Genomic DNA, 24,931 nt, shown 5'->3' on the forward strand with positions numbered 1-24,931 from the left:
TCTAAGAAAGAGTTATGGCGACACCTAAAGACTATGCGTTTATGCGCAGAGCCCTGGAATTAGCCGAGCTTGCCGCAGAGCGGGGAGAAGTACCGGTTGGGGCCATATTGGTGCGGGAAGGTAAAATCATTGGCGAGGGCAGTAATCGCCCTATTGGCAACTGTGACCCCAGTGCTCATGCGGAAATTGTCGCATTGCGTCACGCGGCGGAGGCAGAGCAAAACTACCGCCTGCCAAATACCACGCTTTACGTCACTATCGAGCCCTGCACCATGTGTTTTGGAACCTTGATGCATGCGCGTGTTGGTCGTTTGGTTTTTGGTGCCAAAGAGCCACGTGCCGGCGTGGTGGAAAGCCAGCTGAAGCTTGGTGAAGCTGGTTTCTTCAATCACAAAATTTCTGTGGAGTCTGGTGTGATGGCTGAAGAGGCCGGGAGGCTGGTGCGCGAGTTTTTCCATGATCGACGCTGAATTGGCTTTTGCATTTGCGGTGAACAGCATCATTGTTGCTATTGTGGTGCTGATTCATCATGAAGTCCTCAATGCTTTGGTGCACCTGGGGCGCTGGTTACCGGTGCGGCACAACTTTGCCATAGTGCTGGGGGTGTTTGGTGCCCTTTTGGCTCACGTAGCGGAAATTTGGCTCTTTGCCTATGGCTATTACTTTATGGTGAATTCGCCTTACTTCGGCACACTAGAAGGTAATTTCAACGGCAGCCTGCTTGATTGTGCGTATTTCTCATTTACCACTTATACCTCCCTTGGCTTTGGCGATATTGAGCCTTTGGGGCATCTACGCTTCACTGCTGGCTTAGAGGCTTTAACGGGGTTGGTCATGATTACCTGGACGGCCTCTTTCATGTTTTTAAAAATGCAGCGCTATTGGGATATCTAGGGAGCCACTGAATAATTCCATAAGATCTATGCGGGCCTTGTGGAGTGTTCACACTATGCGTTGTGTTCTCTTGAAAGGTCTTAGATATTCCTACAAAGCCACTTTTTGATAGAGAACCGCTCTGAAACCCAGAGGCATCACGGAATTATTCAGAGGCGCCCTGGTTATCTCTTGAATTAGAGTTTCATTCGGGCAGTGCGCCCTGGGCGTTTCTTTGGTTTCTCTGCTGGGTAAAAATCGCCTTTAAAACGATATAGGTAGCTATGTCTTTCAATACTGCGCCACAACTTGCCAAAAGGGTGTAGCCAATAAAGCCAACGGGCCACCTTGGCCTTGTGGACGTTAGATTTTTCGATACTGGAAATGTGTTCGGTTTCCCATAGTAGATGGGGCTCGATACCATAAAGCTTCAGATCAAACTGCCAAAAGTGATCAAAGACCTTATCGATAGGCTCGAAAATCCGCCTGGCATACCTCAGAACCTTTTCCATTCCACAGCGATTGATCAAATAACCCTGGGCCCCGCACCAACCCCGCTCTGGGCGAACTAGCTTATGCACACCATCATTGAGGGATCGGATGATCTTGCGTTTGCGTACTTTCAGCCCCATCAAACGGATCATTTCCACTTCTGGGGGCAATCGCTCCAGCTCCGCCAATACTCTGGCAAAGTCACCTTCCACCTGAACGTCATCCTCAAGGATACATACCCTTTGTAGACCGGCCTGGTAAGCCTGACGAATAGCGCGAAGGTGAGCCAGATAACAACCGATCTCAGAATTTTTCAGCTCACATAAGTGACGCCAACGTGTGATGGCGTTACAGAGAACCTCATCGTCCTCAAGCTTGGGTATACCATTGCGCCCTTCAACGCCAGCGACTTGGCTAGCACGAAGGCGCTGAGATTTCAGGGTTCCCAGTAACCGATTTACAGTTTCCCCCTCTGGATACATTGTGATTACCCAACAGGGCGTGTGGGCAATAAACAAAGGGTTTTTTTGCTGCCGCCGGTTGAGTGTAGGCCGAGTGCGTAGAGGAATTTGTGGGGCAAAGCGGTGGCGAGAGCGCAGGGGCAAACGTTCGGCTTTTGCAGCCGCTAATGACCAACTGGGTACAGAGTGATTCCTGCGGCGTTTTTCTAGTGCCACAATATCTTATTTCTCTGTAAGTAGATAAAACTACCGATAGGAAACTGCAGTCTGGCTAGTGAGATATAGGATTCGAACATATTTCTACCCCATCATCAGGAGGGCTAAAAAGGCAGTTCAACAGGGTCAGTAGGGGAGTGAATGCATAATTTCATCTATTTTTACCTAACCCCCAGCGTCTTGAACGCTATCCTCCTAGATCATCGCCATCCAAAATTTTGCCTTGGCTAATCTTAATGTCCGACTATCCAGTCGGTATAGGCTTTTAGGAAATGGTCAGTACTACTGGGCGATAGAGCTTTTAGTTGCCACTGAATAACTGTGGGAATTGGGGAGTAAAAAGATTGTGAGGTTGAGCCGACTTTTAGGCTGTATACGTTTGTGTTCGCATTTCTTATACCTAGGCAGGTATTCTGTACTGTAAGAGCGCTAGCTTGAATGAAATAAGAGAATTTACTCTGGAAGCATCAGGTTATTTCTTGATAGCGACATTTCGATTTTTTTGTATTTCCGAGCCTGATTTATTGGACATTCTATGAAGTTGAATTTTATTAAGATGGCACTCATTCTGGGCTTATTGAGCTGTGTTGGGCCTGTTGCTATCGATATGTATCTGCCGGCCCTACCGGATATCGCCCAGGATTTGGGAGCCCCTATAGAGGCTGCTCAGTACACCCTGATATCTTACTTTGTTGCTTTTGGGGTATGCCAACTATTTTATGGCCCCGCTTCGGACATGTTTGGTAGAAAGCCACCGCTGTATTTTGGATTGGTTCTTTTTACCTTGGCTTCTATCGGTTGTGCTCTGGCGCCCTCTATAGAGGCGCTGATCGCTTTAAGGTTTTTACAGGGCGTTGGTGCCGCTTCGGTGATGTCGATCCCCAGGGCAGTGATTCGAGATTATTACACTGGTACCCAGGCCACTCGCTTAATGACTACGGTGATGTTGGTGATTTCTATATCGCCGATGCTCGCTCCGCTGATTGGCAGTACCTTGATAGTCCCTTTTGGGTGGCGCAGTGTATTTTTGCTGATTGCTCTGCTGACCCTGGCCAGCTTATTGCTGGCAGTAACCAGCTTGCCGGAGACCTTACATCATCATCACCGTGTACCATTTCGTTTAAATGCCATGCTTGGCGCTTTCTCGACATTGCTGCGCGACCCTGTGTATGTGGGTCTGACTAGCATCGGTGGTCTGGGTATCGCCAGCTTTTTTTCTTTCCTTGCCACGGCCTCTTTCCTGTACACCGATTTTTATGGACTGACACCAACGGAGTTCAGCCTTGCTTTTGCCTTAAATGCGCTGGGTTTCTTTATCTCTAGTCAGTTTGCTGCAAACCTGGGGGCCCGTTTTGGTTCAGTGGCGGTGGTGAAGTGGGCTACTGCTGGTTTTGCCATCAGCTCTCTGGTGATGTGTATGGTTGTGTTTTGGGGTTATGATCAATTTTTATTACTGGTGGCAATGTTGTTGACCTGTAATATATTCCTTGGGCTGGTTATTCCCACTTCCATGGTGTTATCTCTTGAAGAACATGGCCCCATTGCTGGTACTGCCGCAGCCCTGGGTGGCGCTTTACAAATGTTGCTCGGAGCATTGGCTATTGTTTTAACCAGTCTGGTTTTTGATGGCACGCCTTTGCCGTTAACGGCAGCTATTGCTGTTTGTGGTGTCAGTTCGTTGATTATTTCACGTCTAACTTTGCGGGGAATAGCGCATTTGGCGGTGCCATACTAGAGTTTAAATTTAGCTTGGGCTTACATTTCCTTAGGAGTTGGCCCCTTTGTCCATAAAGTTCGGGAATCTCTTTGTAAGTGAGTTCCCCAAATATAAGGAAGGAGGTCGGCAAGATGGATAATATTCTGGTTTATTCCGATAGTGTTTCCTGGGGCATCATTCCGGATACGCGACAGCGCATGACATTTGCCCAGCGTTGGCCTGGAGTTATGGAGTTCCACTTAAACGAAAATAAGCATAATGTACGAGTGATTGAAAATTGCCTGAATGGTCGCAAGACCGTTTGGGACGATCCATTTCGTGAGGGCCGGCGGGGTGTTGAAGGATTGGCACAGGTGATTGAAATGCACTCCCCATTGCATTGTGTAATCCTAATGTTGGGCACCAATGATTTCCAGGATACTCACGATAATAAAGCCAGTATGTCTGCCCAGGGGGTGGCTAAGCTAGTCTCCGTAATTCGCAGTGCACCTATCGAGCCGGGTATGCCAGTACCTAAGGTTCTAATTGTTGCCCCCCTAACAATCAACAATCCTTGCGGCATTATTGGCTATAAATTTACTGGTGCGAAAAAACGCTGCGAAGGTTTCCCGCAGGAGCTGGAAAAAGTCTCTAACGATCTGGGTACCTTATTTCTGGATGCAAATAGGTGGGTCAAAGTCAGTGAACGGGATGGTATTCATTTAGACGAGGATCAACACTCGGTTCTAGGCAAGGTGATTGCCGATTTCCTCTCAGACAATAAAGTCTTGCACTAGCAATACAAACTGCTAGCGATCAACCAATTGTTGACTATGGCACCGGAAGTACCGGTGCCGGTTCACTATAGAATCAGTTGTAGGCACCGCTACTATAAATCAGTTCGTAACTGTGGCTGTATATTTCCAGAATATTGCCAAACGGATCTTCCATATAAATCATGCGATATGGCTTTTCTCCTGGATAGTAATATCTGGGTTTTGGCATACGCTTTTTGCCACCAGCTGCGACAATTTTCTCTGCTAGTTCTTCCAGGTTCGGGTCCTGAACACAGAAGTGGAATACGCCGGTTTTCCAGTATTCGAAATTATCCTTGGGGTTTTCCTGGTTGGGAAACTGGAATAGCTCCACACCGATTCGATCGCCGGTGGAAAGGTGAGCGATGCGGAAACTACCCCACTTGGCTCCAAAGACATCGGTACACATCTCACCAATGGCGCTGTGATCTTCACTGATTTCCGTTGGTGGCATAATCAGGTACCAGCCCATGACCTCTGTGTAGAACTTAACGGCAGCTTCCAAGTCTGGCACTGAAATACCGATATGAGAAAAGTTTCTCGGATAAACACTCTTCATTAGTCACTCTCCAACAATTACTTTCGCATAAGTTACTGTGCCTAGATCATTACGTATAATGATGATTTGTGATTTTTTTGAGTAACTTTTGTAATGATTAATCCTGTGTGGCTGCGTAGTTTCTGTACTTTGGTGGAGCTAGGTAGCTTTACCAAAACGGCGCAGCACCTGCATATGACCCAATCTGGCGTTAGTCAACACTTACGCCGCCTGGAAGACTTCCTTGGGTTGGCGCTGATCCATCGGCAGGGGAAACAATTCACCCTGACCGAGGCAGGCGAAAAGCTATACCTAGAGGCTCAAGATATCGTCGAATCCCTCTCTACACTGGGTCAACGACTTGGCGAAGATCCAGCTTATGAGGGACAAGTGAGTATTCAATCCCCAGGTAGTGTGGGTCTAAAGCTCTATCCAAAATTACTGGACCTGCAAAGAGAATACCCGAAACTGACCATAGACTATCGTTTTGCTCCAAATCAGGCTGTGGAAGAATCCATACTTGGTTATAAGGCAGACATTGGGTTTGTAACTAATCCGTCAACAATGGCGGAGATAGCGAGTCAGCCTGTAGGCAGTGAAGAATTACTGCTTGTGACTCCTGCGTCAGTCAAGAAGTTGAGTTGGAGGGTGTTGCTAGAGTTGGGTTATATCGGTCACCCAGATGGTGCTCATCAAGCGGGCTTGTTACTGGGGGCAAATTTCTCAGAATTCCAGCATGTAGATATGTTTAAACTCAAGGGATTTTGTAACCAAATTGGCCTGATCTTGGAACCGGTCAGTATGGGCTTGGGTTTTACGGTATTACCCGCTCATGCAGTCAATGCCTTTCATAATTTTACGCAAATTAAGCCTCATCGCTTGGCGAACTCTATCACTGAGACTTTATTTCTAATTACACGTCGCCACAAGGCGTTACCGGCGCGGGTAAAAACTGTGGTTGCTTTAGCTAGGGAGTGGCTTTAAACCGTTAGAATACTTCGGACATTTTATGTTGCGTTTTATTTGCTGGTTATATTTTGGGATTATTGCCATGGGTGCTCAGGCTGAGTTGCCGCCCAGCTCAGTTGTTCAGCAGGAGAAAGACGAGATACTAATGCTGCTTGCTTACTCGGTAGCTTACCTTGATTGGGTGGAGCCAAAAGAAAAACAGAAGCGCGGCTACAATATTGCGGCAGTCCTGTATGACAATGTGCAGGAAAAAATTATAGGAGTACAGCGCAATGCAGTTGGTTTGTGTCGAGATAAAACCCAACATGCGGAAGTGCGATTAATGCAGCAATGTATCGGTAGTAAATGTAGAGGGAAAGAGACTAATTACCTGAATGATACTTCGATCTACAGCACTCTGGAGCCCTGTATGATGTGTGGAGGTATGATGATTTTTCTTGAGGTCTCTAGAGTTATTTATGGCCAATCAGATCCGGATTTTGGGAAGAATATAGAAAGGCTGAAGCAGAGTTTTAAGTCTGATTGTAGATATAAATTTGAGTCGAAACCGCATGTGGAAAATGTTTGTAAAATAGATATTCCTGCAAATTATCGAGCTAGAAATATTTCTTCAGAGCCATCTAGTTTACTTCAGAGGGCCCAGCTTGAAGGGGCGTTTTACAATCATCGCTTGTTGTTTAGTAGCACGATTACAGATTTTCTGATGAGTGCTGAAGCGAAGAATATTTATCGTGCTGCCCACCAACGGCTTATGGGTTTTAAGCCTAAATATCAGGCTAACAATAATCTTCTGCTGGAGAGCCAAAAGCGATTGAAGCAATTAGAAAGTACTCCAGGAGATATAGATCGGTGTTTAGTGGGGGAGATACATCACCACTAATTTTGTTAAATGTGAGCCTTTAGATTTTGGGGTGATTGATTTGCTTTATTGATGGCAATCATCAGTGGTTTAAAAATTCCTGATTTTTGTTGCTTCTAGGTGGCTTAATTGTGTTTGATTCGACTTATGAAGATGCTGACGTTCTCCAGAGTTTCATAAATAGAAGATTGGTCCTAGGCTCACTCTTAAAATTTCAGTTGAAAAAACATGATCTGAAAAGTTCTATAGAAGTTGTCGGAGAGTAGATGATTGAATTTCTGGGGGCGAGCAATATAGATCGAATGACATCTATATGCTCGCTAGAAGTATTTTCGTGGGCTGTAGGATTAACAGTTAGAGTTTAAATAAGATGATTTTGGTTGGTGGTGTGTTGATTTTCTCTTTTATTTATTTTTTATTTGACAGGCTTGCTCAAATGTTTTTCCAGCGTTTGTAGGATTCTTCGTACGCTATAATTGTTGAGAACCCTAATTCTTTTGCGACTTGTAACTTGTCCATGGACTGGATGTCCAGTGAATTCAGTTTTTCTCTCCGGGCTAAATCCAATAAACGTCTAAAAGATGTATTTTGTGCATTTAGGCGAATCTGTAAGGAACGCTTATTAATTTGCAGTATGTCTGCCAAGAAATCCAGGTTGGCTGCACCCTCTGATAAATAATCTTTGATAATATCTTTACATCGATTGGGTAATGATTCATCTGACTTCATCTTCTGGAGCTGCTTCTTTGCAGTTAGCTTATTAAAGTCAAGGGAGGATTTTCCTGGGCTACATAGTTGTTTATCAAGAATGGAGTTATCAAAGCTAATGCAATTTTTTTGATGTCCAAAATCAATGGGAATATTAATTAAGGAGGATGCATTATTCATTAATTCGGAATTATGATGAGCAAAGTGAATAACCGGATGGCAGCTTTCATAATCGACAACAATATCTGAAATTAGCTTAAAGATGACTCCAATATTCAATTCAACTTGTTGTGTAGTGAGAGGCGAAAAGCTAGGAATTAAAATATCAAAGCTGGAGCGTTCATTCCCCTCACTGAATAACCCTTGATAGCCTTGCGTGCCCAGTTGTTGGAATTGCGTACCGAGGCTAACAAGATGTCTGACAGTAGGGCAAGCCATTAGGACATGAGCAAATGCTTGAATGCTGGAAATTGACACATCTAGACCAGTACGAAACGCTATGGTGTTATCACTGAAGTAGTCGGATACCTCTTGAAGTGCTTGTCCAGTCAGCCTTACTGGTACACGATGTTGTAGGTTTTGAAACTGAGAGTAATGATCACCATATATATTCTTTAACTTATCTTTTGGAAACCCCAGGTGTTGCCAGTATAGTACGTGACGATAAGTGGAAGTTGCCAAGCCTGTTGGCTCAGAAGCATAAAGTTCCTGGTTATTGGTAGTCATACTGATTTTTTTTTGTACTGCTAATAATCTATGAAATTGGTCGCCAAATGACAAATAAATTATTTTAGTGAATTTCTTAAGTTAATGTATAAAGCAACGCCATTATAGTATGAGTTTAACACTTAAAGTGTGATTTTGAACCAGTTTTTTTGACTGGCGATTTGGGTTTGGTGAGATTAAATTCCTCCAGTACTTACAAGGTATAATTTTTACTACGCTAGCGGTAACGCTTCCAGTTTTAGCTAATCCTTGCGGAGCAGTTGGTGTTCCAATTTGTCTAGTCCGCGGAGATATAAATTAAAAATGGTTTAATATATATCAGGATTGAAAATAAAAGCGCTATCGTAATATCGCACGAAAGCTTTTAATATGATCTGAAGCTATAAAATATCGGGTTAAGTAATCTCTTCTATCGTAACAGATAATTTTCTCGTAGGTGTATATTTTGAGTGAGGTATAGTATCGTCCAGGTTTCCCGCTCCGTCGAATAATTTCTTAGCACTGTTCATCTTTTTCTCACTATTTTATTTTGTTGGAGCCAATGGTTCTTTTGGTTCTATTCGGAATCTTTTTTGTCGGTTTGTTGGTTAGCTTAAGGATTTGATAAGGGTAATTCTAATGCTATTAAAGTGAAGGTGGATCAAAACCTTCTTGTTTGAGAAAAATGAAAAAAAATAGTTTTTTTCGCCAATCTATAAGCTGTGGAACTAGTCCTGATTGCATGTGACTGAATTCACGGTAGGTATGTATCTGAGCGATTTAGTATCTGGCCAGTGCTGCATGCTGTAGCCAATTTCTATATGCCCATTAAATCCTGTAATTAGTAAATAATTGTTTACTTCTAAAGTAGAGAAAACTGGAAATGAATAACAGTAGCTTGCCTTTGGCACTTCTGATTACCGCCACATTGGCTGGTTGTGGTGGCGACTCGTCATCTGGGGAATCTGATAATGAGAGCCCGCCTCCTTCGACAGGTTCTGATATAACGGACCCTGGGAATGGATTAGCAATATCGTCTTTCACTCTGGTCAATTCACAGGGCAACTCGGATATTTTTTCACTTACCGATGGTGCAGAGATATATCTAAGCCAGGTTGGAAGCCAGTTAAATATTAGGGCAAATAGTGATCAGGCAGAGAGTGTAATATTTGAGTTGGCAGGGGCTCAGACGCACAATATGACTGAAAATGTCTCGCCCTATGCTCTATTTGGTGATGATCAGGGTGATTTTAATCATTGGACCCCCGCAGTTGGAACTTACACCCTTACCGCAACACCTTATTCTCTGGATGATGGGGCAGGCACTGCCGGAACCAGTGCCTCAATTACATTTACTGTAAAGCAGAATGATGGAACCGATCCTACAGATCCAGACCCAGATCCAACAGATCCTCCGGGTCCAGTTGACCCGGATGATATCGGCCATAGTGAACATTGTACTGTTTCCGGTACGCTGGAAAAGTGGCACCGTATAACGATCACTTGTGATGATTTGTATGCATCAGAAAATGATGATGCTACGTTTACCGATTATCGATATAACGTGATATTTACACAAGGTGACTTGTCTTACACAGTGCCTGGACATTTCGCCGCTGATGGCAATTCAGCAAATACAGGTGCAACTGAAGGAACTAAGTGGCGTGCCTACTTTTCACCGCCAACTTCAGGTAAATGGTTCTTCGATATATCTATGAGACAAGGAAGCCAGGTTGCGGTTGATCTAGATACAAATGCAGGTAATGCTATTTCATTTGATGGTGAAAGTGGTTATTTCCCAGTATTACAATCCACAGCACCTGAGCTTGATATGAGGAGTAAGGGATTACTGGTACATAAAAAAGGAACCCGCTACTTGCAGCATCTGGGGGATAAGTCGGTATATATAGAAGGTGGAATGGATAGCCCTGAAAATATTTTTGGTTATTCAGGCTTTGATAATACAGAAAAACACTATAACGTAAATTCCTGCAAAGGCATATTACACAGTTTTGAGCCCCACCTTGGTGATTGGAATAATGGAGACCCTACCTGGAAAGATGGTAAAGGAAAAAGCCTTATTGGTTTAGTGAACTATATAGCTGAAAAAAATGTCAACGCAATTTATATCATGGCAAACACCGAGAGTGGTGATGGTTGCGATGCCCATCCTTGGACGGTATATGATGGTAACCATCGGGCTTTTGATGTCAGCAAATTAGACCAGTGGGAAGTCGCAATGGATCACATGACTAGTAAAGGCATGCTGATTCACTTTATGACCCAGGAAACAGAGAATAATAAAGTTCTGAATAACGGCAATTTAGGACTTGAACGTAAACTATATTACCGGGAGATGATTTCCCGCTTTGGACATCACCCGGCGCTACAATGGAATATGGGTGAGGAGAGCACTCTTAGCCAAGAGCAACACAAGGCAATCGCTAAATATTTAAAGGATGTAGATCCCTACGATCATCCCACCCTGCTCCATACGTATGGTGGTCAATGGGATCAGCACTATCGGCCATTGTTGGGAAATAGTAATTTTGATGGACCGAGTATTCAAATTGATAATATTCCTAGCGATGCGAACCATCGCAATGCCCCTTATCAGATGAGTAGAAAGTGGCTGACTGAATCCCAGAATAATAACCATCTTTGGTATGTTACTTTCACTGAAGCTTCCGGCGGGCAAGCGCCTGTGCCCCATTCTGAGGTTACCCAAGTTCAGAGGGTCAACTGGATGTGGGGCAGTGTTATGGGAGGTGGTGCAGGATTTGAGTGGTATTTAAAAAATCCTAATTCCGGCCACGCGTATGACTTAGCGGTAGAGAACTTAAGGGAGTTTGACAACCATTGGGAGCAAACTGGTCACTTTGTTAAATTCTTTAACGATATTTTGCAAAATCAACTTGAAGTTAATCTACACAGTTTGAATGTGGATAATGAAGTAACTTCAACCAATAACGATTGGGTGCTTTCAGATAGCGGTAATGTTTATCTAGTTTACTTGCGTGAAGGTGGCACAACGAATATAGAGATTCCAAATGAGGATACCTATAAGGTTTACTGGTTCAATCCAAGAAGCGGCCAGTTGACAACGGGTAATCAACTTGACGGAATAGGTACTCATAGTATTGGCACTGCCCCAACAGAAGCTAATCAGGACTGGGCAGTAGTCATCAAAGCGGAAGGTATAAATAGCAATGTTCACCCAGATATTGTAAAAGTTCTACCAATTAACCCTAATGATGTTTTACTCGAACCTCAAACTAATTGGATGGATAGTTATTCTATTGGAGATCAATGTTTTTGTGAGTCAACTTTTGACCACAATATTGCCGATATTATGGTTTCGACCGACCATGGAACAATAACGGTTAAAGAAGCTTGTGACCTAATTGGCCCGGGCCCAGGATCGGCTGGCCGTCCCAAATACAATGATATTCAGTGCGGCAACGGCCCGGCAAATGATGCCGGTGATGAGGATTACTGTCCAGGTCGTGTGGATATAGGTAAAGAAGGGTGTGGCCATATTGGCCCGAGGTGGAATTTTGATAAGTTAAACCCAGATCAACCTGAAGGTGACTACACGGAACAAAACGGCCTGGTAATTATGGAGGCTGAAAATACCTACTCAAATCTAGGTGAATGGATCAAGAAAAATGATATTGGCGGCCATACAGGGAGCAGTTATCTTGAGTTTAATGGTAATACGCCACTAAACGGCCCACCTAAATCTCCCTTGGAGTACACTTTCAATATAACAAGAAGTGGTTTGTACTATTTGCACCTGCACGCTGCGAAAGAAAACTTAGTGTATGAGGGTGAGTTTCGTACAGACCTAGCAAATGACGCTTACTTTCGACTTGAAGGAAATTATGAGGCGGGACCTAATGCTGGGAATAGTCATGGTAAAGATGCTCCTCTGGAACTATTAAAAAAAGATACAAAGTTCTTTGGTGGAGAACATAATAAATTCATCTGGGAATCTGGCAATAAATTTGATCCTGGTGGTCATAATAATAAACGTGTCGCCGTTTATAAGCTAAAAGCAGGAGAATCGTATAAACTGGTGATGTCAGGCCGTTCACAGAAATTTAAGGTAGATAGAATAGTTTTCCGGCATACTGATGTTTCTAAATCTGATGCCGAGAATATAAATAATCCAGAAACCGTTGAGTAGTAACTGCTACGGTGAGAGCCATGGATGGCTCTTTCGCCTGGAGTAGTATAGTTGTTCAATTGCGGTCTACTTCATTACTAAAGGCAGTAATTAGGGCTATATGAGGTTTGGGCCTCCATGGATCATTAGATTGTTAAAGTACACTATTGGTGAATAATGAAACTTCAAATAATAAAAAAATTATTTTGGCTGTCGATTGCTTTTAATTCTGTCCAGATTCAAGCTTTCGAGCCAAAGTCGGATTTTTTGGTGAATTTGGAGCGGGTTCGGTATTGCCAGGAATTTTGGTGCCTCAAACAAGACACCCTATCTGAGTATCGAGCCTGGGAGATAGAGGGCGTTAGTAATAGCCGTCAGCTTCATACTCAGATTGCTAGAGTGCAAAACCCAGCACGCGATGATGTAAAAAACTTAGTATTTATTGCTGCAGGACAACAGCCACCAGGAAATGGTGCAGAAAGTTCTGTGACAGGCCAGAGGTCTGGCTATAAAAAAGACTGTGGAGTACTAAAGAGATCTTGCTCTCGCAGTATAGATGGACGTTCACTTGCTCGACAGTTGCTAGATTCAGAGCATTTTCCAACAGATGAGACCTTCTTGGCGATTGCTTTTGATACACAATTTAACCAGATGATTAGTGGTAATGAGAAGTCTCGTATAGAAAAGGCATACCTCAGTTGGCTAAAGTCAAAGGCTTATGCCTCCAATCTAGAGACTATTTACTTGGCGGGTTCTTCTCGTGGTGGTTGTCTCGTTATGAGATTGGCGAAAGCTATGCGAGCTGATCCCGATTTTCGTAATATACGAACTGTTGTACACAGTTTTGATGGTGTTTGTAAATGGACCCAAAATGAGTTGGGAGTAACTTCTTCATTCCATCGTAATCCCATGAATTCTAGTTACTTAAGCTATTACACTGATCTCAATACACAATTTCCTTACAAAGATAATTTATATCTTAGGCAGTTGACTGGTGGGGCTGAGGTCATTGAATTATCTGGGGTTCACTCTTTTGCTTATACAGCTCAAGATACTGACCTAGGGTGGTATTCACAGAGATGGGTAAATTTGGATCATACGAGTATCGGTCGAGATATGAGTCAGGATGTGAGGAATCAAACAATAGTACCTTTCTTACAGCACTTAGATGACGTGCTTTAGTTTATTTTATCCTCTTATCTTAAAGTGTTAGTAGTACTAAACCCCTGCCATGATAACTACATTGAGGTAGTTATCATGGAGACTACCTTCTTTTCTAAGGGGCCTCAATAATTCGGATCAAATCTAATAGTATTCGGTTATCAGTCAAGGCTATGATAGATCATGCATCAAGTCACCTTTGCCGAAGCAGGATACCGTTTGAAGCGTCCTAAAACCCGCTGGGAAAATTCCTTTCTCAAATGGATGGCCTCCTCCCATGGCATAGGCTGGAAGCCCATATAGCTACCTCTTACCCATCGGGTAAGGAAAATCTACCGTATTCTTCAGAGATCCTTTAGAGCCGCTATAAGGAGTTCTGACTATGGAAAAGCTAAAATTATGGTCCTCTATGACAGCTAAAATAGTTATTATCGGTTAGAGATCGGTGAGTTAATAAGTCAGATCATCAAGGTACGCATTGAGCCAATTTATATTGGCTGCAATTTTTATTACGAAGAACAACACTTGAGACTCTTACTAGGGCCTGCCTACACTCATTATTCTATCTATGATAATTGAAGTAGGTAGGCCCTAATAACCTTCTTAGTCCCTTGAGGCATCAAGTGCCATATTAGGACCTTGCAAAGTTAATCAACAACTATATCCAGAAATGCTGGCTGACTTCTTTGATCAGCATGGTCCACAGCAATTATTTTATATCTATAATTTTTTTCCTGACCTAAATCAGAGTCACTGTAGGTCAAGTGGCGAGTTTTACCTACAAACTCCTCATCGCGGAAAATCTTATAGTGATGTGTGCCACCATTTTTAATGGCTTCATTCCATGATAATATTACTTTTCCTTCAGAGTATTTATATTTGAACCCTGTTACCTGGGGGGGAACACCCTCATTATCGTAAAAGCTACAAGGTACTATATCTCTGCCCAAGCCATCGGTACACTGATCTACATTCTTGTTTCTTTTTTCTGAGGCATTCCAATCTTTGGCTATCCCTCCTGTACACATGTTATCAACACAGTAGGGAAGGTCGTAGTTTTGGCACGTTCTACAGGTTTCATATCCCCAGCCATTGGTGAAAGGAATACGTCGGCTCTTATCTAATGAGGGGAAGTAATTACATACCACCACATGTGCGCCATCGTTATAGGCAGGGTTACTAGAACCAATAATGCTATCGCATTCCGCTACAGCACAGCCAACATAACGGGTTTCTCCATGGCATACCTGGGCCCAATGGCCACATGTTTCCGCATGACAGAATTCATTATCCCAGTCATACCCATAGCTTTCATCATACCAAGATTTAACTGAACCGGCCCAGGTCTCGGCAGCATACTGCGATGCCGGTGGATTAAAAATATTAATTGAAACATTTTCTCCGATTTCAATACTACCAGCGGGCAATACAAAAGATACTTCACCTTTAACTTTTTCAAATGCCTCTCTAATACCGGTTGCCTCATTTAAGTGACCAAAATAGCAGGCTGATGCTCTTTCTTTGGCCATTTTTGCCAAAGCATCGTCCCAAAAAAGGGTCTGCATATTACCGGCAGATTCTGGGCCGTTACCTTCTCCAGATTCACCCTTCGCGCATCTCTCCCGGTACTCATTGTGAGTGTCTAACATGATACGTTTTTGTTCCAAAGAGAGTTCAAAGGAACCATCTTCACCGGGATCGGGATCGGGATCGGGATCGGGATCGGGATCGGGATCGGGATCGGGATCGGGATCGGGATCGGGGTCGGGGTCGGGGTCGGGGTCGGGGTCGGGGTCGGGGTCGGGATCAGGGTTGGGATCAGGATTGGGATTTTGGTTCATCCCTCCATCATCACTAACCTCAGGAATGCCTTTATTGTCATTGTCGGAACCACCCCCGCCACCTGAACAGGCAGCCAGGAGGGCGGATAAACAGATAGCTGTTATTAGTTTGAAGGAATCATTCATATCAGACCCACTTTACACGTTGTACTTTTATAAAATCGAGCGAATTATAGGGAGGCATTTACGTTATTCTGTGAAGCGTGACATGTATTTTATTGCAATATGATTGATGCTTTATGGACTGTTGAGAAGGTAAATTAATTAGTGAAAAATTTATTTATTTTTCGTTTTTTAATCTTGATGCTTGATTTTTGTAATAGTGGAAAGTGAAACAGCATGATATTTATTGAATGGTGCCCTAGAGTAAACTTACTTTAAGTAGCCCGGATTTCTCTTGAGGCTATTGGTCCGGAATCTCAAGGTGAATTGTAGCTGCGATTAAAACAAATATGGACTAATAGCGATCGCTCAGTAAAAGTTCCAGCAGGTTTTCAATGAAAGTTGCTCCAGATCTTCGGTAGGTTAATTTTAATCTTGCCATTTTTGGAAGTGCTAATTTATTGGTTAATATATTTTGTTTGGTTGGTTGTTTATATGGGTGTCCTCTTTTTGTGTAAATTGGATCAACAAATAAAGGTGTTCAGTGGTGGTAAGCGATTTGTATAGTGCTTGTCTAAGTAGGGTGTGGGGGAATGTGTCATTCTATGGGTATGTTTAGGGTGTTTTATTAATCGCAATGCTATTAGGTGGCAATAAGTGAGAATGCGAGCTGAATGCCTTTGGTAATCTCCAGGTAATGTTTATGTTGATTTAAATGACTTTTTTCTAAAGTCAAAATTACAAAGTATTGTGTGTTATGTCTGGTTCTGTAATATTACACAAAAGGTATCTCAGGATTAATGACGTAATATTCAATATGTATCAGTTTACCTATGAGCCTACCCCCAAAAATATTCTATTGGATTTGATGGGGGTTAATAAGCGACATGAACTGGCAACCAGTCAGCTGGGTTTCATATCTGATGCATTTGATGTTTCCACAAATAATTTACGGGTGACACTTAATAGATTGGTGGGCACCGGCCTGATCACTCAAAATCGACGTGGTATCTACAGTTTGACAGAAAAAGCACTGTCCAAACGTGCTTTTATAAACCGTTGGAAAAACAAAACCTTTCTATACGATAACTGGGATTTTAGGTGGATAGCCTGCCACTTACCTAAAAGAGCAGCACGTGCAGTTCGTAAGAAATCATTAATGGTACTTGAGTGGTATGGATTTGCCGAAGGTCTGGATCACCTGCTGGTGCGACCCAATAATCTCACACTGAGTCATGCAAAATTAACCGACATGCTGATTACACTAGGTCTCGAAACCAATGCGCACTGCTTTGTCTTGCAGGATGTATCGGACACACTGGTTAATCAATGGGGAGACGATTTGTGGGATATTGAACGTTTAGATCGAGAGTATGATGCCTTGATAGATGCTCTTGAGAGCAGTCTTACAAACCTGGCATCAAAGCCTGCCAAAGCTTCGTTATCTGAAACATGCCGCTTGGGTGGCGAGGCTATCCATCGTTTAGCGACTGACCCTTTACTACCAAAAGTAATCAGGCCACAAAATAAATACCAGGAACTTAAAAGTATTGTACGTAAGTATGACCGTACAGGTCGCAATATTTGGTTGGAACAATTGCAGAAGTTAGGCGTTGATACATAATCACAAAATGGTGACTTGCAATGAATATCCCCCTTAGTAAAGAAGAGGTTAAGCCGTTCCTACAGCGCAGTGATGCCAAGGCCTGGTGGATAGTGGTCAGTACTTGGCTCGGTATAATGGGAATTTTTACCATAGCAGCGTTATTGCCACACTGGGCAATTTATATTGTTGCAGTATTTTTACTTGCTGGACGGCAGCAGGCCCTGGCAGCCATTATGCACGAAACTGGTCATAAAACACTTTTCGCAACTCGAGCCTATAACAAGTTTGTTTGTAAGTGGTTGTCTTCACCGTTTTTGTTAATGGATGGAGAAACCTATATAAAAAGTCATATGGTGCATCATCGTAAAGCCGGTACAGATCAAGATCCAGACCTGCAAAACTATAAGGATTATCCTGTCAGTAAAAAGAGTTTGGTTAGGAAGTTTTCCAGAGATTTTTTGGGGTTAACTGGTTTAAAAGCGAATTTATATTTATTTTTGAGTGGGCGAGACTTACTAAGCCGTAAAAAGCGAGTGAATTTTCAGTTAACCCGAGGTTTATTCGTTAATAGTGTAATGTTTGCCATACTGTGGGCTTTTGGTGTCCCGCAGTTATATCTATTGTGGATTGTGGCTTATCTTACCGTGTATATGGCTATTATTCGGATGCGTCAGATCGCCGAACACGCAGGGGTCAAAGATCTTTACCATTTGGAACCAAAATACAATACGCGTTCGGTGCCTAGGGGTATTTTAGGGCTTCTGTTTGTCAGTCCCACAGAAGGTTTGAGTTACCATTGTGAACATCATGCCTTCATGGCAGTGCCCACTTATAACCTCAGGGCGTTGCATAAGTTGCTAAAGGATCGTGGTTATTACGATGATGTTGAGCTGGCCAGTAACTACTTCGGTGTTTTGAAACAGGTAGTGAGATGAGGCGTAGCTAAGGTCAAGTATTTATTTGCACCAGTGCTGCTTACTGGTGCAATGCTTTATGGGCATACTCAGCCAAAGTATTCGTGATTTCTTTAATTAACTTGGATTTCAAATTCCAAACATGCCAGTACAAGGGGATTTTCAGATGCTGATCTGGAGTCAGCTTGATCAGTTTCTCTTGTCTTAACAAATCCTCCACTTGTATATCTGGTGCCATTCCCCAGCCCAAGCCCAATGTCAGAAAATTGAGGAATCCCTTAGAGGAGGGGATTTCGTGAGACGGGTATTGGCCGGCCTCTATTCCCCAAAACTGCTTTAAGTATCGGCTTTGCAGCTGGTCCTTATAGTTGAATTCAACTGCAGGGGCATAGCGAAATTCATCCACATCGACTGGGTCCGAGAAGTAGTGTGCCTTAAAAGCCGGAGTGCATACCGGGTAGTAAGCCATGTGTCCCAATAGAATGGACTGGCAGCCCTGTAGGTTACTGGTTACCGAACTAATACAGCCAATGACTTCTCCGTTCTTGAGCAACTCTAAGGTGGCTTCCTGGTCATCGACCTTCAAGTCAACAAGTAGGTGATGGGAACGAATGATGGGGGTAACGGCTTTAAGGAACCAAGTATCCAGGCTGTCCGAGTTAAGGGCGATACGTACCTTATTTTGGTTGCTATAACGGGTTTTGCTGCCCTCCGGGTCTATGTCTGCTAGCAGCTCGTGTTGCAAAAGGTGCATCTGTTGGAAATAACCCAGCACTTTAAGACCGGCCTCAGTGGGGCGCAGTGGTGTTGATCGGATGAGTAGGGCCTGCCCGACTTGTCCCTCAAGCGCTTTGATTCGCTGGGATACTGCAGATTGACTGACGTGAAGCAAAGCGGCGGCCTTGTCAAAACTCTGCTCCTCTACCACGAAAGCAAAGGCCTGAAGCTGTTTGAGATCTAACATAAGATATTCTTATGAGGTATCAATATAATTAAATTTACTTATTCTAGCTCGCCTCTTAATCTCCCGCCACTTTCCGACCCGCACACCGCGGGCAGACCCCAATGACCATAGGAGGCAACGTGATTTCGGGTTTGCTGCTAGCCCCTCTGACCAAGGGCTTTATCACTACTATCAGCTTGATCATGGCAATTGGCGCGCAGAATGCTTATCTATTGACGCAGAGTATTCGCCGTCAGTATCACTACAGTATCGCTGCGTTGTGTGTTCTGATGGATATTGTCCTGATCACCAGTGGTGTCTACCTGGTATCACACTTGGCCCAAGCAGAAGGAAACTGGATGGTCTGGTTGACCTGGTTGGGCGTGGCCTTCCTGATTGGCTATGGTGCTATGGCGTTTCGTTCAGCTTTTACCAATAAGGGGCTAGAGGATAAGAAAGAGTGGGTTAAATCCAGGCGCTCTGCCTTGATTACCGCTGTGGCGCTTACCCTGTTAAACCCCCATGCTTATGTGGATACGGTTGTCCTGATTGGCTCGGTTGGTGCCCAGTATGCAGGGGAAGGTACTTTATTCTTTGTGATTGGCGCTTGCAGTGCCTCGGTGCTTTGGTTTGCGCTGTTATCGGTTGGTGGCAGTATGATGCAGCCGCTGTTTAAGAACCCAAAAACCTGGCGAGTACTGGATGTATTGGTGGGTATTATGATGTGGTCGATTGCAGCAAGCTTGCTGTGGGCACAGTAACCAATCAGATTAACGGAGCGGTCATTGGAGATTTTTTAAGCTATCCGCTCCGATTCATACATGCCTGGATAAATCAGGCATGTATGAATAATCATTAGCTTCCCATTGTAGATAAGTGGAAAACCCCTTTAGGCAATGGCCATCTCTTTATTTTCTGTGTTTCTGCTTAAGTGGCGACCCATATTGATAGCCGGCTTCTCAATCAGCTTGTACACCAAAGTTCCCAGGGCAATACTCACGAGAGTCGTGGCCAACATATAGACCTCTACAGAATAAGCAGAAAATGACTGTGCCCACGACTGCTGTATGGTCCAATTCAGCCCACGCATCACAATGGGGTGGAATAGATAAACGGAATAACTGATGGTTCCCAATGCTACCAGACTGCGCCATGGCCTAAAGGGTACTAGCAGAACTACAAAGAAAATAGCCAAAGCAATGAGATGCGGTAGGGCAAAGCGCAAAGGATCTTCGGTGACCGGTTTACCGAGGAAATAAAGAAACAAAACCATCAGCGGAATAGAGAAGGTGCCTGCTACTGCGAGAATGGCATACCAGTAGTTTTTCTTACGCACATAACTATGTCGGATCAAGGTTCCGCAGAACATAACGGCGATACAGAAAGGAATATAAGTAATGGTGGGAGCCATCTCTGGCAGCTTAATGGGTAATTGTTCTAATAATTGCCAACCTATAAATAGGGATAACCCTCCCCAACAGAAGAGTAGTAGGACTAGGGGGTTAGCAAGTTGCCGTTTGGCAAAAATCAATGCACATAAGCAGTAAAAAATTAATTCAACTGTCAAGGTCCAGTAAAGCCCTTGCACATTATCAAACCCCATTAACCCCTGTAGCATGGTTGTGTTTGCGACAATAGTGGCTGCAGGATACATCCAGTCGCTGATAAGCCAAGTTAGGCCAAGTGCCATAAATAGCGATGTCCAGTAGGCTGGATACAGACGGAAGAAACGGCGAATGGCAAAGTTCTTTAAAGAGCTTTGAGCACTAGAGAGGCTAAAAGGAATAACAAAGCCCGAAATTAAAAAGAAACAGATTACCCCTATTCGGCCAAAATCTAGTTGGTTCACAAACTCAGCCAGCTCGGTGCCATGTTGGGCGATACTGGAATTACGAATAAAAACTTCACTACTGTGTTGCCAAACAACAAGAATTGCTGCAAGCCCCCGCAGTGCATCAAGGTTAAGTAAACGGCTATTCATAGATTTGCTGTATTCCTTTAATCAGCAGAGGAAAACCCATAGGTTTTAGAATTTATTTCGCTGCTACGGGCAAGCTTGAAATGCTATAAATAGCATTTAAGGCGAGCCGTAATTAAGTACAATGATAAGCCTTTACAAGGCAATTTATACTTAAAATCAGGTCAAGGAAATGAGCCTTATTGCTTAAAGCGAACGGTTCTTAGCTTCCAGAGGACACTGACGAATGAACCGAATCCTACCATAAATCCTCGAATCAGAGGATAATTCAGTCTTACTTGCTGATCTTTTCGAGACTGATTATTAAATAAACAGTCAGAACTTCAACGGCACAAACTGATTAGTCACTAGTATCGCAAATAAGAGAAACAGAAAAGTTCCCACTACCCAAAAACTGGATGCAATAAAAGGCAATGTTTGCATTGTCATGGTATGCCCCTCATGTTCGGATTGTGAATCATGGGTGGATGAGGGGATTGGCTGGCTATTCTTGATATCAGGATCAGTTTCCGGTGAACAGAACCCTAGACAGGGCGCAGGACCATCCAGTCCTGGTAGGGTCATGCATCCGTGTTTTAGGTGGTTTTTTACCAGCCAGTAGTTGATGGGATAAGCGATAAAGCCACCGACAATGCTTGCAAGGCTCATTCGAAACCAAAATGTGGCATTGGTGGGATCTTCCGATTCTGGCCATAGTGAAGCCAGTATCACCATGGTAGGAATCATTCCCCCCATTACCATATTCATAGAAACCGTTTCAGCAAAAAATGTCTTGCGCACCGCTTTCAAATAGTTGCCCTGGTACATACCCAGCATCATCAACGCCTGAAAAATGAACAGCCCGCAAATGAAGCCAGCAATATACTCAATGGTGGCATCCCAGCCATTGGTGAGTCCAAAGAAGGGTACAATGGATGCGGCAATAACAATACCGGTGGCATCACCGGCCAGGCAGTGCATCTCACTATTGACACTCTGTTTCCAAGTGGCGCGCGTAAATGCATCGTGGCCACCGGGAAAGGGGCGCCGGCAAGTCAGTAAATACAGAATCAACCCAACAACACCTGTATATACAACAACCAGTATCCACGCCATGCGCTGTACCCAGCTGGTCGGTGCGTTGGTGATAGAATCCCAAACGACAAAGACCACACTCATAGCCGCGAAAATAAACCAGACAAGCATAGCGCCATTTAGCATGCTAGATTCTCTTTAAGGATTATGTCGGTATCTAGTAGTTTAATTGATAGGGGCTGGTTTTTGAGAATCCGGATGAGCACTAGCTGCTATCTACCCACAGCTACATAGTTGTATATGTACGTACTTTTGCTGAGCTATGGCGTATGCAGGAGTAATACCTTTAGTCTTTATTTTAATCGACATTTAAAATTTCCTGATGATCCCGCTTAACGTTATATATTGAAATTGCTTAGGGTAATTTATTTTGCACTCTAGGGCTTTCTATAAAAGTATTTGGTTGTTTTTGGTGTATTTAGATAAATTTAATGATGAGTTTTATAAGCTTAGCAATAAAAGATAGTAAATTCTTTGTGGCGGCTAAACACTAAGGCAAAACCACCTCGAGGGGACTATTTTTAATCTCTGAATGAATGTCAATTTGTAAGTATCATAAATAATATATTTTGGATATTAATATACATTTTATGATGAATACTAAATGGAGATACAATGTCTAAAGATCCTCAACTAGTTGCCGAACAACTAAGGAAGCCATCTGGCGCCTTAGCTTCAGATACTGCACTGCAGATGAATAAGGCTAATAAAGCAACGAACCTGGCCGCGCTAGAATTACTTCGTGTGGTGGATCATGACCATATTCTTGAGATTGGGCCTGGCAATGGTAAATTTGCAGTCGATGTACTTCGAAAGGGTTCCAGCATTCGCTATACCGGAATTGATTGGTCTAGTGAAATGGTTTCGAGCGCGAAAACTCTCAACTCTAAACACATTGAATCGGGACAGATGGACTTTAAAGTTGGAACATCGGAGAGATTACCGTTTGCTGACAGTCAATTCGAGAAGGCGATTACTGTCCATACTATCTACTTTTGGGAATCTATCAAAACGCATTTGTCTGAAATACGCAGAGTATTGGTGCCTGAAGGAAAGTTTTGCTTAGCTTTTGGTGATAAGTCCTTTATGCAGAATTTATCATTTACATCGTTTGGGTTTCAGCTTTTTGATGAAAGCGATATTCGGACTCAATTAATTGAAGCTGGCTTTAGGGTTCTATGCTGTGAAAGGCATATTGAATATGGAGAGAGTAATACCGGAGATCGAGTAGAAAAGTTAATAAACATTGTTTTATGTGAGGCCTGAATAAAGGGTCATATGAGCTTAATAAGCTTAGTGTTGCTACCGATTGTTTCTGGTGTTATTCAATTAAAAATAGCGTATGAAAGCTCAAGAATAGACATGGTTTGAGTATTGGTAAACTCTATAGAAAGTGTTTAATGTGTGGTCTCTGTTTGGCGAGATGCTTGAATGATTAATTATTAATATAGCTAATTTGGTAATGATAGGTATCAGTATCTTTGCACATATTGATGGTTATCTTGTGTATTTGTCAGTGTCCGAGCAATGTCATCTAATAACTTATCATAGTACTTTGCATTTCTTTCACCAGACTTCTTCAGTTTTTTCAAATTTTTGGGAGATGCATCATCTAATGCAGAGTTCGCATCATAGAGATCTGGCTGAATTCGGTAGTACTTTGTGTTTTCTACGGTTGATGAAATTTGTTTCAGGTAATAATGGGTCATTTGAGCTCCGCCACTTAATGCAATATCTATAGCTGGCCTTGCCCAGTTGAAAATGCCCCAATTTTTCGTTTCTTTGTATTTGTAACTTGTTAGCTGCTTACCAGTACCAAGAGACACAATAATCATATCCTTGATCCCACTCACACCGCTAAACTTAATGGCTTCTGAGTAAGCACATAAAGCGGGGTCACTGGCAACCATACCACCGTCTACCAGGATATATTTTTTGTTAATTGGTGATAGTGAGTAAATACGTGCGGGTTCAAAGTAGGTTGGTGCGGCGGTGCTGCCTCGTAGTAAATCGCTAACTAGAAAGTCTTCATTTCTCACTAATGCGCAGTGTTGCCTAAAGATAACTTGCTCTCGCTTTTTAATGTCATAGGAAATAAAACAGGTGGGTTTTAATAGTTCACTAAGCTTTGTTTTTCCAAAATATTTCTTCAAAATCTTTTCTAGTTCATGTGTAGAGTATTTTTCTTCCTTGAGTAGTCTCAGCTTATCCAGGTAAGGCCAGATTCCACCATTAAATACCTTATCTCCTTCTTTAAAATAAATATTAACGGCTTCCTGGGCTGAAAATTTTGGCCTTCCCTCTTCATTAGGGAAAATATAGGCCGCGCCTAATACGGCGCCAGTGCTTGTTCCTGCAATGAGGTCAAAAAAATCTCCTATTCTGGCGTCGGGGTTGCCTGATTGCACTTTTAGCTTCTGTTCAAGAGAGACCAATATCTCACCGGGCAGTATGCCTCTTATTCCCCCTCCATCAATAGATAGGATTCGGATCGCCACTGTTAACTCTCCCTGGATTCATTCATTGAGTGCAATTGTAGAAAGATAGCACTAGGCTCAATGGTTAATGCCTTAAATGTGAGAGGTGATTAATGCATGTAAAAATAAGTTTCTGGTATTAAAAAATACATGTTGAGCAGTACGGCTGTATTCATAAAATGAATAAGTTAATTTTAAAGAAAATTCACATATGCACAGGGCGTGAGTTTTGTTGGGTTTGATCACTGGTTTGTTAAAAGGCAAAAGAGAAGGCCATTTTTAATGGCATATTGAGGCTAGCGTGTTTTCGAATTGTCTAAGACCTTAGGTTGTCG

General features: G+C 43.1%; 20 protein-coding genes. 12 read left to right on the forward strand and 8 right to left on the reverse strand.

Going from position 1 to position 24,931, the window contains the following annotated elements:
- The first annotated feature begins 14 nt into the window (after window positions 1-14).
- Together tadA and ACJJIO_RS14900 are read left to right on the forward strand one after the other, a co-directional pair.
- A complete protein-coding gene (tadA, locus tag ACJJIO_RS14895) occupies window positions 15-470 on the forward strand; it encodes a tRNA adenosine(34) deaminase TadA (protein ID WP_444908934.1) in 456 nt (151 codons plus the stop codon).
- Window positions 457-894, forward strand: coding sequence for a potassium channel family protein (locus tag ACJJIO_RS14900; protein ID WP_252084886.1), 438 nt, complete (start codon window positions 457-459; stop codon window positions 892-894). Before tadA ends, ACJJIO_RS14900 begins: the two co-directional genes overlap by 14 nt.
- A gap of 176 nt (window positions 895-1,070) precedes the next feature.
- On the opposite strand, the gene ACJJIO_RS14905 is transcribed toward ACJJIO_RS14900, so the two are convergent.
- Window positions 1,071-2,042, reverse strand: a complete 972-nt coding sequence (locus ACJJIO_RS14905; protein ID WP_444908935.1) for a glycosyltransferase family 25 protein — start codon at window positions 2,040-2,042, stop codon at window positions 1,071-1,073.
- A 535-nt stretch (window positions 2,043-2,577) separates the two neighbouring features.
- Between ACJJIO_RS14905 and ACJJIO_RS14910 the strand changes: the two genes are divergently transcribed.
- On the forward strand, window positions 2,578-3,777 hold the full coding sequence (locus ACJJIO_RS14910; protein WP_444888257.1) for a multidrug effflux MFS transporter: 1,200 nt from the start codon (window positions 2,578-2,580) through the stop codon (window positions 3,775-3,777).
- Between the two features lie 113 nt (window positions 3,778-3,890).
- Window positions 3,891-4,535, forward strand: a complete 645-nt coding sequence (locus ACJJIO_RS14915) for an SGNH/GDSL hydrolase family protein (RefSeq protein WP_444885805.1) — start codon at window positions 3,891-3,893, stop codon at window positions 4,533-4,535.
- Window positions 4,536-4,608: 73 nt separating this feature from the next.
- Here the strand turns inward: ACJJIO_RS14915 and ACJJIO_RS14920 are convergent, their stop codons facing one another.
- The gene (locus tag ACJJIO_RS14920) at window positions 4,609-5,112 is read right to left on the reverse strand and encodes a lactoylglutathione lyase family protein (protein WP_252084890.1); all 504 of its coding nucleotides are present in this window, start codon (window positions 5,110-5,112) and stop codon (window positions 4,609-4,611) included.
- Between the two features lie 93 nt (window positions 5,113-5,205).
- On the opposite strand from ACJJIO_RS14920, the gene ACJJIO_RS14925 reads away from it, so the two are divergent.
- Window positions 5,206-6,075 carry a LysR family transcriptional regulator gene (locus ACJJIO_RS14925; RefSeq protein WP_444908936.1) on the forward strand — a complete coding sequence of 290 codons (870 nt, stop codon included), beginning with the start codon at window positions 5,206-5,208 and terminating at the stop codon, window positions 6,073-6,075.
- A gap of 25 nt (window positions 6,076-6,100) precedes the next feature.
- Window positions 6,101-6,940, forward strand: coding sequence for a nucleoside deaminase (locus ACJJIO_RS14930; protein WP_444908937.1), 840 nt, complete (start codon window positions 6,101-6,103; stop codon window positions 6,938-6,940).
- A gap of 411 nt (window positions 6,941-7,351) precedes the next feature.
- Here the strand turns inward: ACJJIO_RS14930 and ACJJIO_RS14935 are convergent, their stop codons facing one another.
- Window positions 7,352-8,353, reverse strand: coding sequence for an AraC family transcriptional regulator ligand-binding domain-containing protein (locus tag ACJJIO_RS14935; protein WP_444908938.1), 1,002 nt, complete (start codon window positions 8,351-8,353; stop codon window positions 7,352-7,354).
- An 862-nt stretch (window positions 8,354-9,215) separates the two neighbouring features.
- On the opposite strand from ACJJIO_RS14935, the gene ACJJIO_RS14940 reads away from it, so the two are divergent.
- Window positions 9,216-12,521, forward strand: a complete 3,306-nt coding sequence (locus tag ACJJIO_RS14940) for a DUF5060 domain-containing protein (RefSeq protein ID WP_444908939.1) — start codon at window positions 9,216-9,218, stop codon at window positions 12,519-12,521.
- A gap of 156 nt (window positions 12,522-12,677) precedes the next feature.
- Window positions 12,678-13,682 (forward strand): alpha/beta hydrolase family protein, encoded by a 1,005-nt coding sequence (locus ACJJIO_RS14945; protein ID WP_444908940.1) that lies wholly within the window; start codon window positions 12,678-12,680, stop codon window positions 13,680-13,682.
- A gap of 626 nt (window positions 13,683-14,308) precedes the next feature.
- Here the strand turns inward: ACJJIO_RS14945 and ACJJIO_RS14950 are convergent.
- Window positions 14,309-15,628 (reverse strand): CAP domain-containing protein, encoded by a 1,320-nt coding sequence (locus tag ACJJIO_RS14950; protein WP_444908941.1) that lies wholly within the window; start codon window positions 15,626-15,628, stop codon window positions 14,309-14,311.
- Window positions 15,629-16,361: 733 nt separating this feature from the next.
- Here ACJJIO_RS14950 and ACJJIO_RS14955 point away from each other — a divergent pair.
- On the forward strand, window positions 16,362-17,228 hold the full coding sequence (locus ACJJIO_RS14955; RefSeq protein ID WP_444908942.1) for a hypothetical protein: 867 nt from the start codon (window positions 16,362-16,364) through the stop codon (window positions 17,226-17,228).
- Window positions 17,229-17,248: 20 nt separating this feature from the next.
- The gene (locus ACJJIO_RS14960; RefSeq protein ID WP_444908943.1) at window positions 17,249-18,145 is read left to right on the forward strand and encodes a fatty acid desaturase family protein; all 897 of its coding nucleotides are present in this window, start codon (window positions 17,249-17,251) and stop codon (window positions 18,143-18,145) included.
- Window positions 18,146-18,185: 40 nt separating this feature from the next.
- Here ACJJIO_RS14960 and ACJJIO_RS14965 read toward each other — a convergent pair whose 3' ends face one another.
- Window positions 18,186-19,088, reverse strand: a complete 903-nt coding sequence (locus ACJJIO_RS14965) for a LysR family transcriptional regulator ArgP (protein ID WP_444908944.1) — start codon at window positions 19,086-19,088, stop codon at window positions 18,186-18,188.
- Window positions 19,089-19,207: 119 nt separating this feature from the next.
- Between ACJJIO_RS14965 and ACJJIO_RS14970 the strand changes: the two genes are divergently transcribed.
- Window positions 19,208-19,828 carry a LysE/ArgO family amino acid transporter gene (locus ACJJIO_RS14970; protein ID WP_444908945.1) on the forward strand — a complete coding sequence of 207 codons (621 nt, stop codon included), beginning with the start codon at window positions 19,208-19,210 and terminating at the stop codon, window positions 19,826-19,828.
- A gap of 128 nt (window positions 19,829-19,956) precedes the next feature.
- Here the strand turns inward: ACJJIO_RS14970 and ACJJIO_RS14975 are convergent, their stop codons facing one another.
- Together ACJJIO_RS14975 and ACJJIO_RS14980 are read right to left on the reverse strand one after the other, a co-directional pair.
- Window positions 19,957-21,048, reverse strand: coding sequence for an acyltransferase family protein (locus ACJJIO_RS14975; protein ID WP_444908946.1), 1,092 nt, complete (start codon window positions 21,046-21,048; stop codon window positions 19,957-19,959).
- A 312-nt stretch (window positions 21,049-21,360) separates the two neighbouring features.
- Complete coding sequence (locus tag ACJJIO_RS14980) at window positions 21,361-22,245, reverse strand: DUF4396 domain-containing protein (RefSeq protein WP_444908947.1); 885 nt, start codon at window positions 22,243-22,245, stop codon at window positions 21,361-21,363.
- Window positions 22,246-22,734: 489 nt separating this feature from the next.
- On the opposite strand from ACJJIO_RS14980, the gene ACJJIO_RS14985 reads away from it, so the two are divergent.
- Window positions 22,735-23,385, forward strand: a complete 651-nt coding sequence (locus ACJJIO_RS14985; RefSeq protein ID WP_444908948.1) for a class I SAM-dependent methyltransferase — start codon at window positions 22,735-22,737, stop codon at window positions 23,383-23,385.
- Between the two features lie 206 nt (window positions 23,386-23,591).
- Here the strand turns inward: ACJJIO_RS14985 and ACJJIO_RS14990 are convergent, their stop codons facing one another.
- Window positions 23,592-24,617: a patatin-like phospholipase family protein gene (locus tag ACJJIO_RS14990; RefSeq protein ID WP_444908949.1), complete on the reverse strand. Its 1,026-nt coding sequence runs from the start codon at window positions 24,615-24,617 to the stop codon at window positions 23,592-23,594.
- Window positions 24,618-24,931: the final 314 nt, after the last annotated feature.

Source organism: Microbulbifer mixtoriginis (SeqCode), assembly GCF_052467235.1.

Bases quoted from the DNA above. Each gene is read 5' to 3' on its own strand.
- ACJJIO_RS14915 (WP_444885805.1), top strand. From the start codon at position 3,891: ATGGATAATATTCTGGTTTATTCCGATAGTGTTTCCTGGGGCATCATT.
- ACJJIO_RS14980 (WP_444908947.1), bottom strand. From the start codon at position 22,245: ATGCTAAATGGCGCTATGCTTGTCTGGTTTATTTTCGCGGCTATGAGT.
- ACJJIO_RS14900 (WP_252084886.1), top strand. From the start codon at position 457: ATGATCGACGCTGAATTGGCTTTTGCATTTGCGGTGAACAGCATCATT.
- ACJJIO_RS14930 (WP_444908937.1), top strand. From the start codon at position 6,101: ATGTTGCGTTTTATTTGCTGGTTATATTTTGGGATTATTGCCATGGGT.
- ACJJIO_RS14940 (WP_444908939.1), top strand. From the start codon at position 9,216: ATGAATAACAGTAGCTTGCCTTTGGCACTTCTGATTACCGCCACATTG.
- ACJJIO_RS14955 (WP_444908942.1), top strand. From the start codon at position 16,362: ATGTCTGGTTCTGTAATATTACACAAAAGGTATCTCAGGATTAATGAC.
- ACJJIO_RS14965 (WP_444908944.1), bottom strand. From the start codon at position 19,088: ATGTTAGATCTCAAACAGCTTCAGGCCTTTGCTTTCGTGGTAGAGGAG.
- ACJJIO_RS14985 (WP_444908948.1), top strand. From the start codon at position 22,735: ATGTCTAAAGATCCTCAACTAGTTGCCGAACAACTAAGGAAGCCATCT.
- ACJJIO_RS14925 (WP_444908936.1), top strand. From the start codon at position 5,206: ATGATTAATCCTGTGTGGCTGCGTAGTTTCTGTACTTTGGTGGAGCTA.
- ACJJIO_RS14960 (WP_444908943.1), top strand. From the start codon at position 17,249: ATGAATATCCCCCTTAGTAAAGAAGAGGTTAAGCCGTTCCTACAGCGC.
- ACJJIO_RS14975 (WP_444908946.1), bottom strand. From the start codon at position 21,048: ATGAATAGCCGTTTACTTAACCTTGATGCACTGCGGGGGCTTGCAGCA.
- ACJJIO_RS14950 (WP_444908941.1), bottom strand. From the start codon at position 15,628: ATGAATGATTCCTTCAAACTAATAACAGCTATCTGTTTATCCGCCCTC.
- tadA (WP_444908934.1), top strand. From the start codon at position 15: ATGGCGACACCTAAAGACTATGCGTTTATGCGCAGAGCCCTGGAATTA.
- ACJJIO_RS14945 (WP_444908940.1), top strand. From the start codon at position 12,678: ATGAAACTTCAAATAATAAAAAAATTATTTTGGCTGTCGATTGCTTTT.
- ACJJIO_RS14920 (WP_252084890.1), bottom strand. From the start codon at position 5,112: ATGAAGAGTGTTTATCCGAGAAACTTTTCTCATATCGGTATTTCAGTG.
- ACJJIO_RS14935 (WP_444908938.1), bottom strand. From the start codon at position 8,353: ATGACTACCAATAACCAGGAACTTTATGCTTCTGAGCCAACAGGCTTG.
- ACJJIO_RS14910 (WP_444888257.1), top strand. From the start codon at position 2,578: ATGAAGTTGAATTTTATTAAGATGGCACTCATTCTGGGCTTATTGAGC.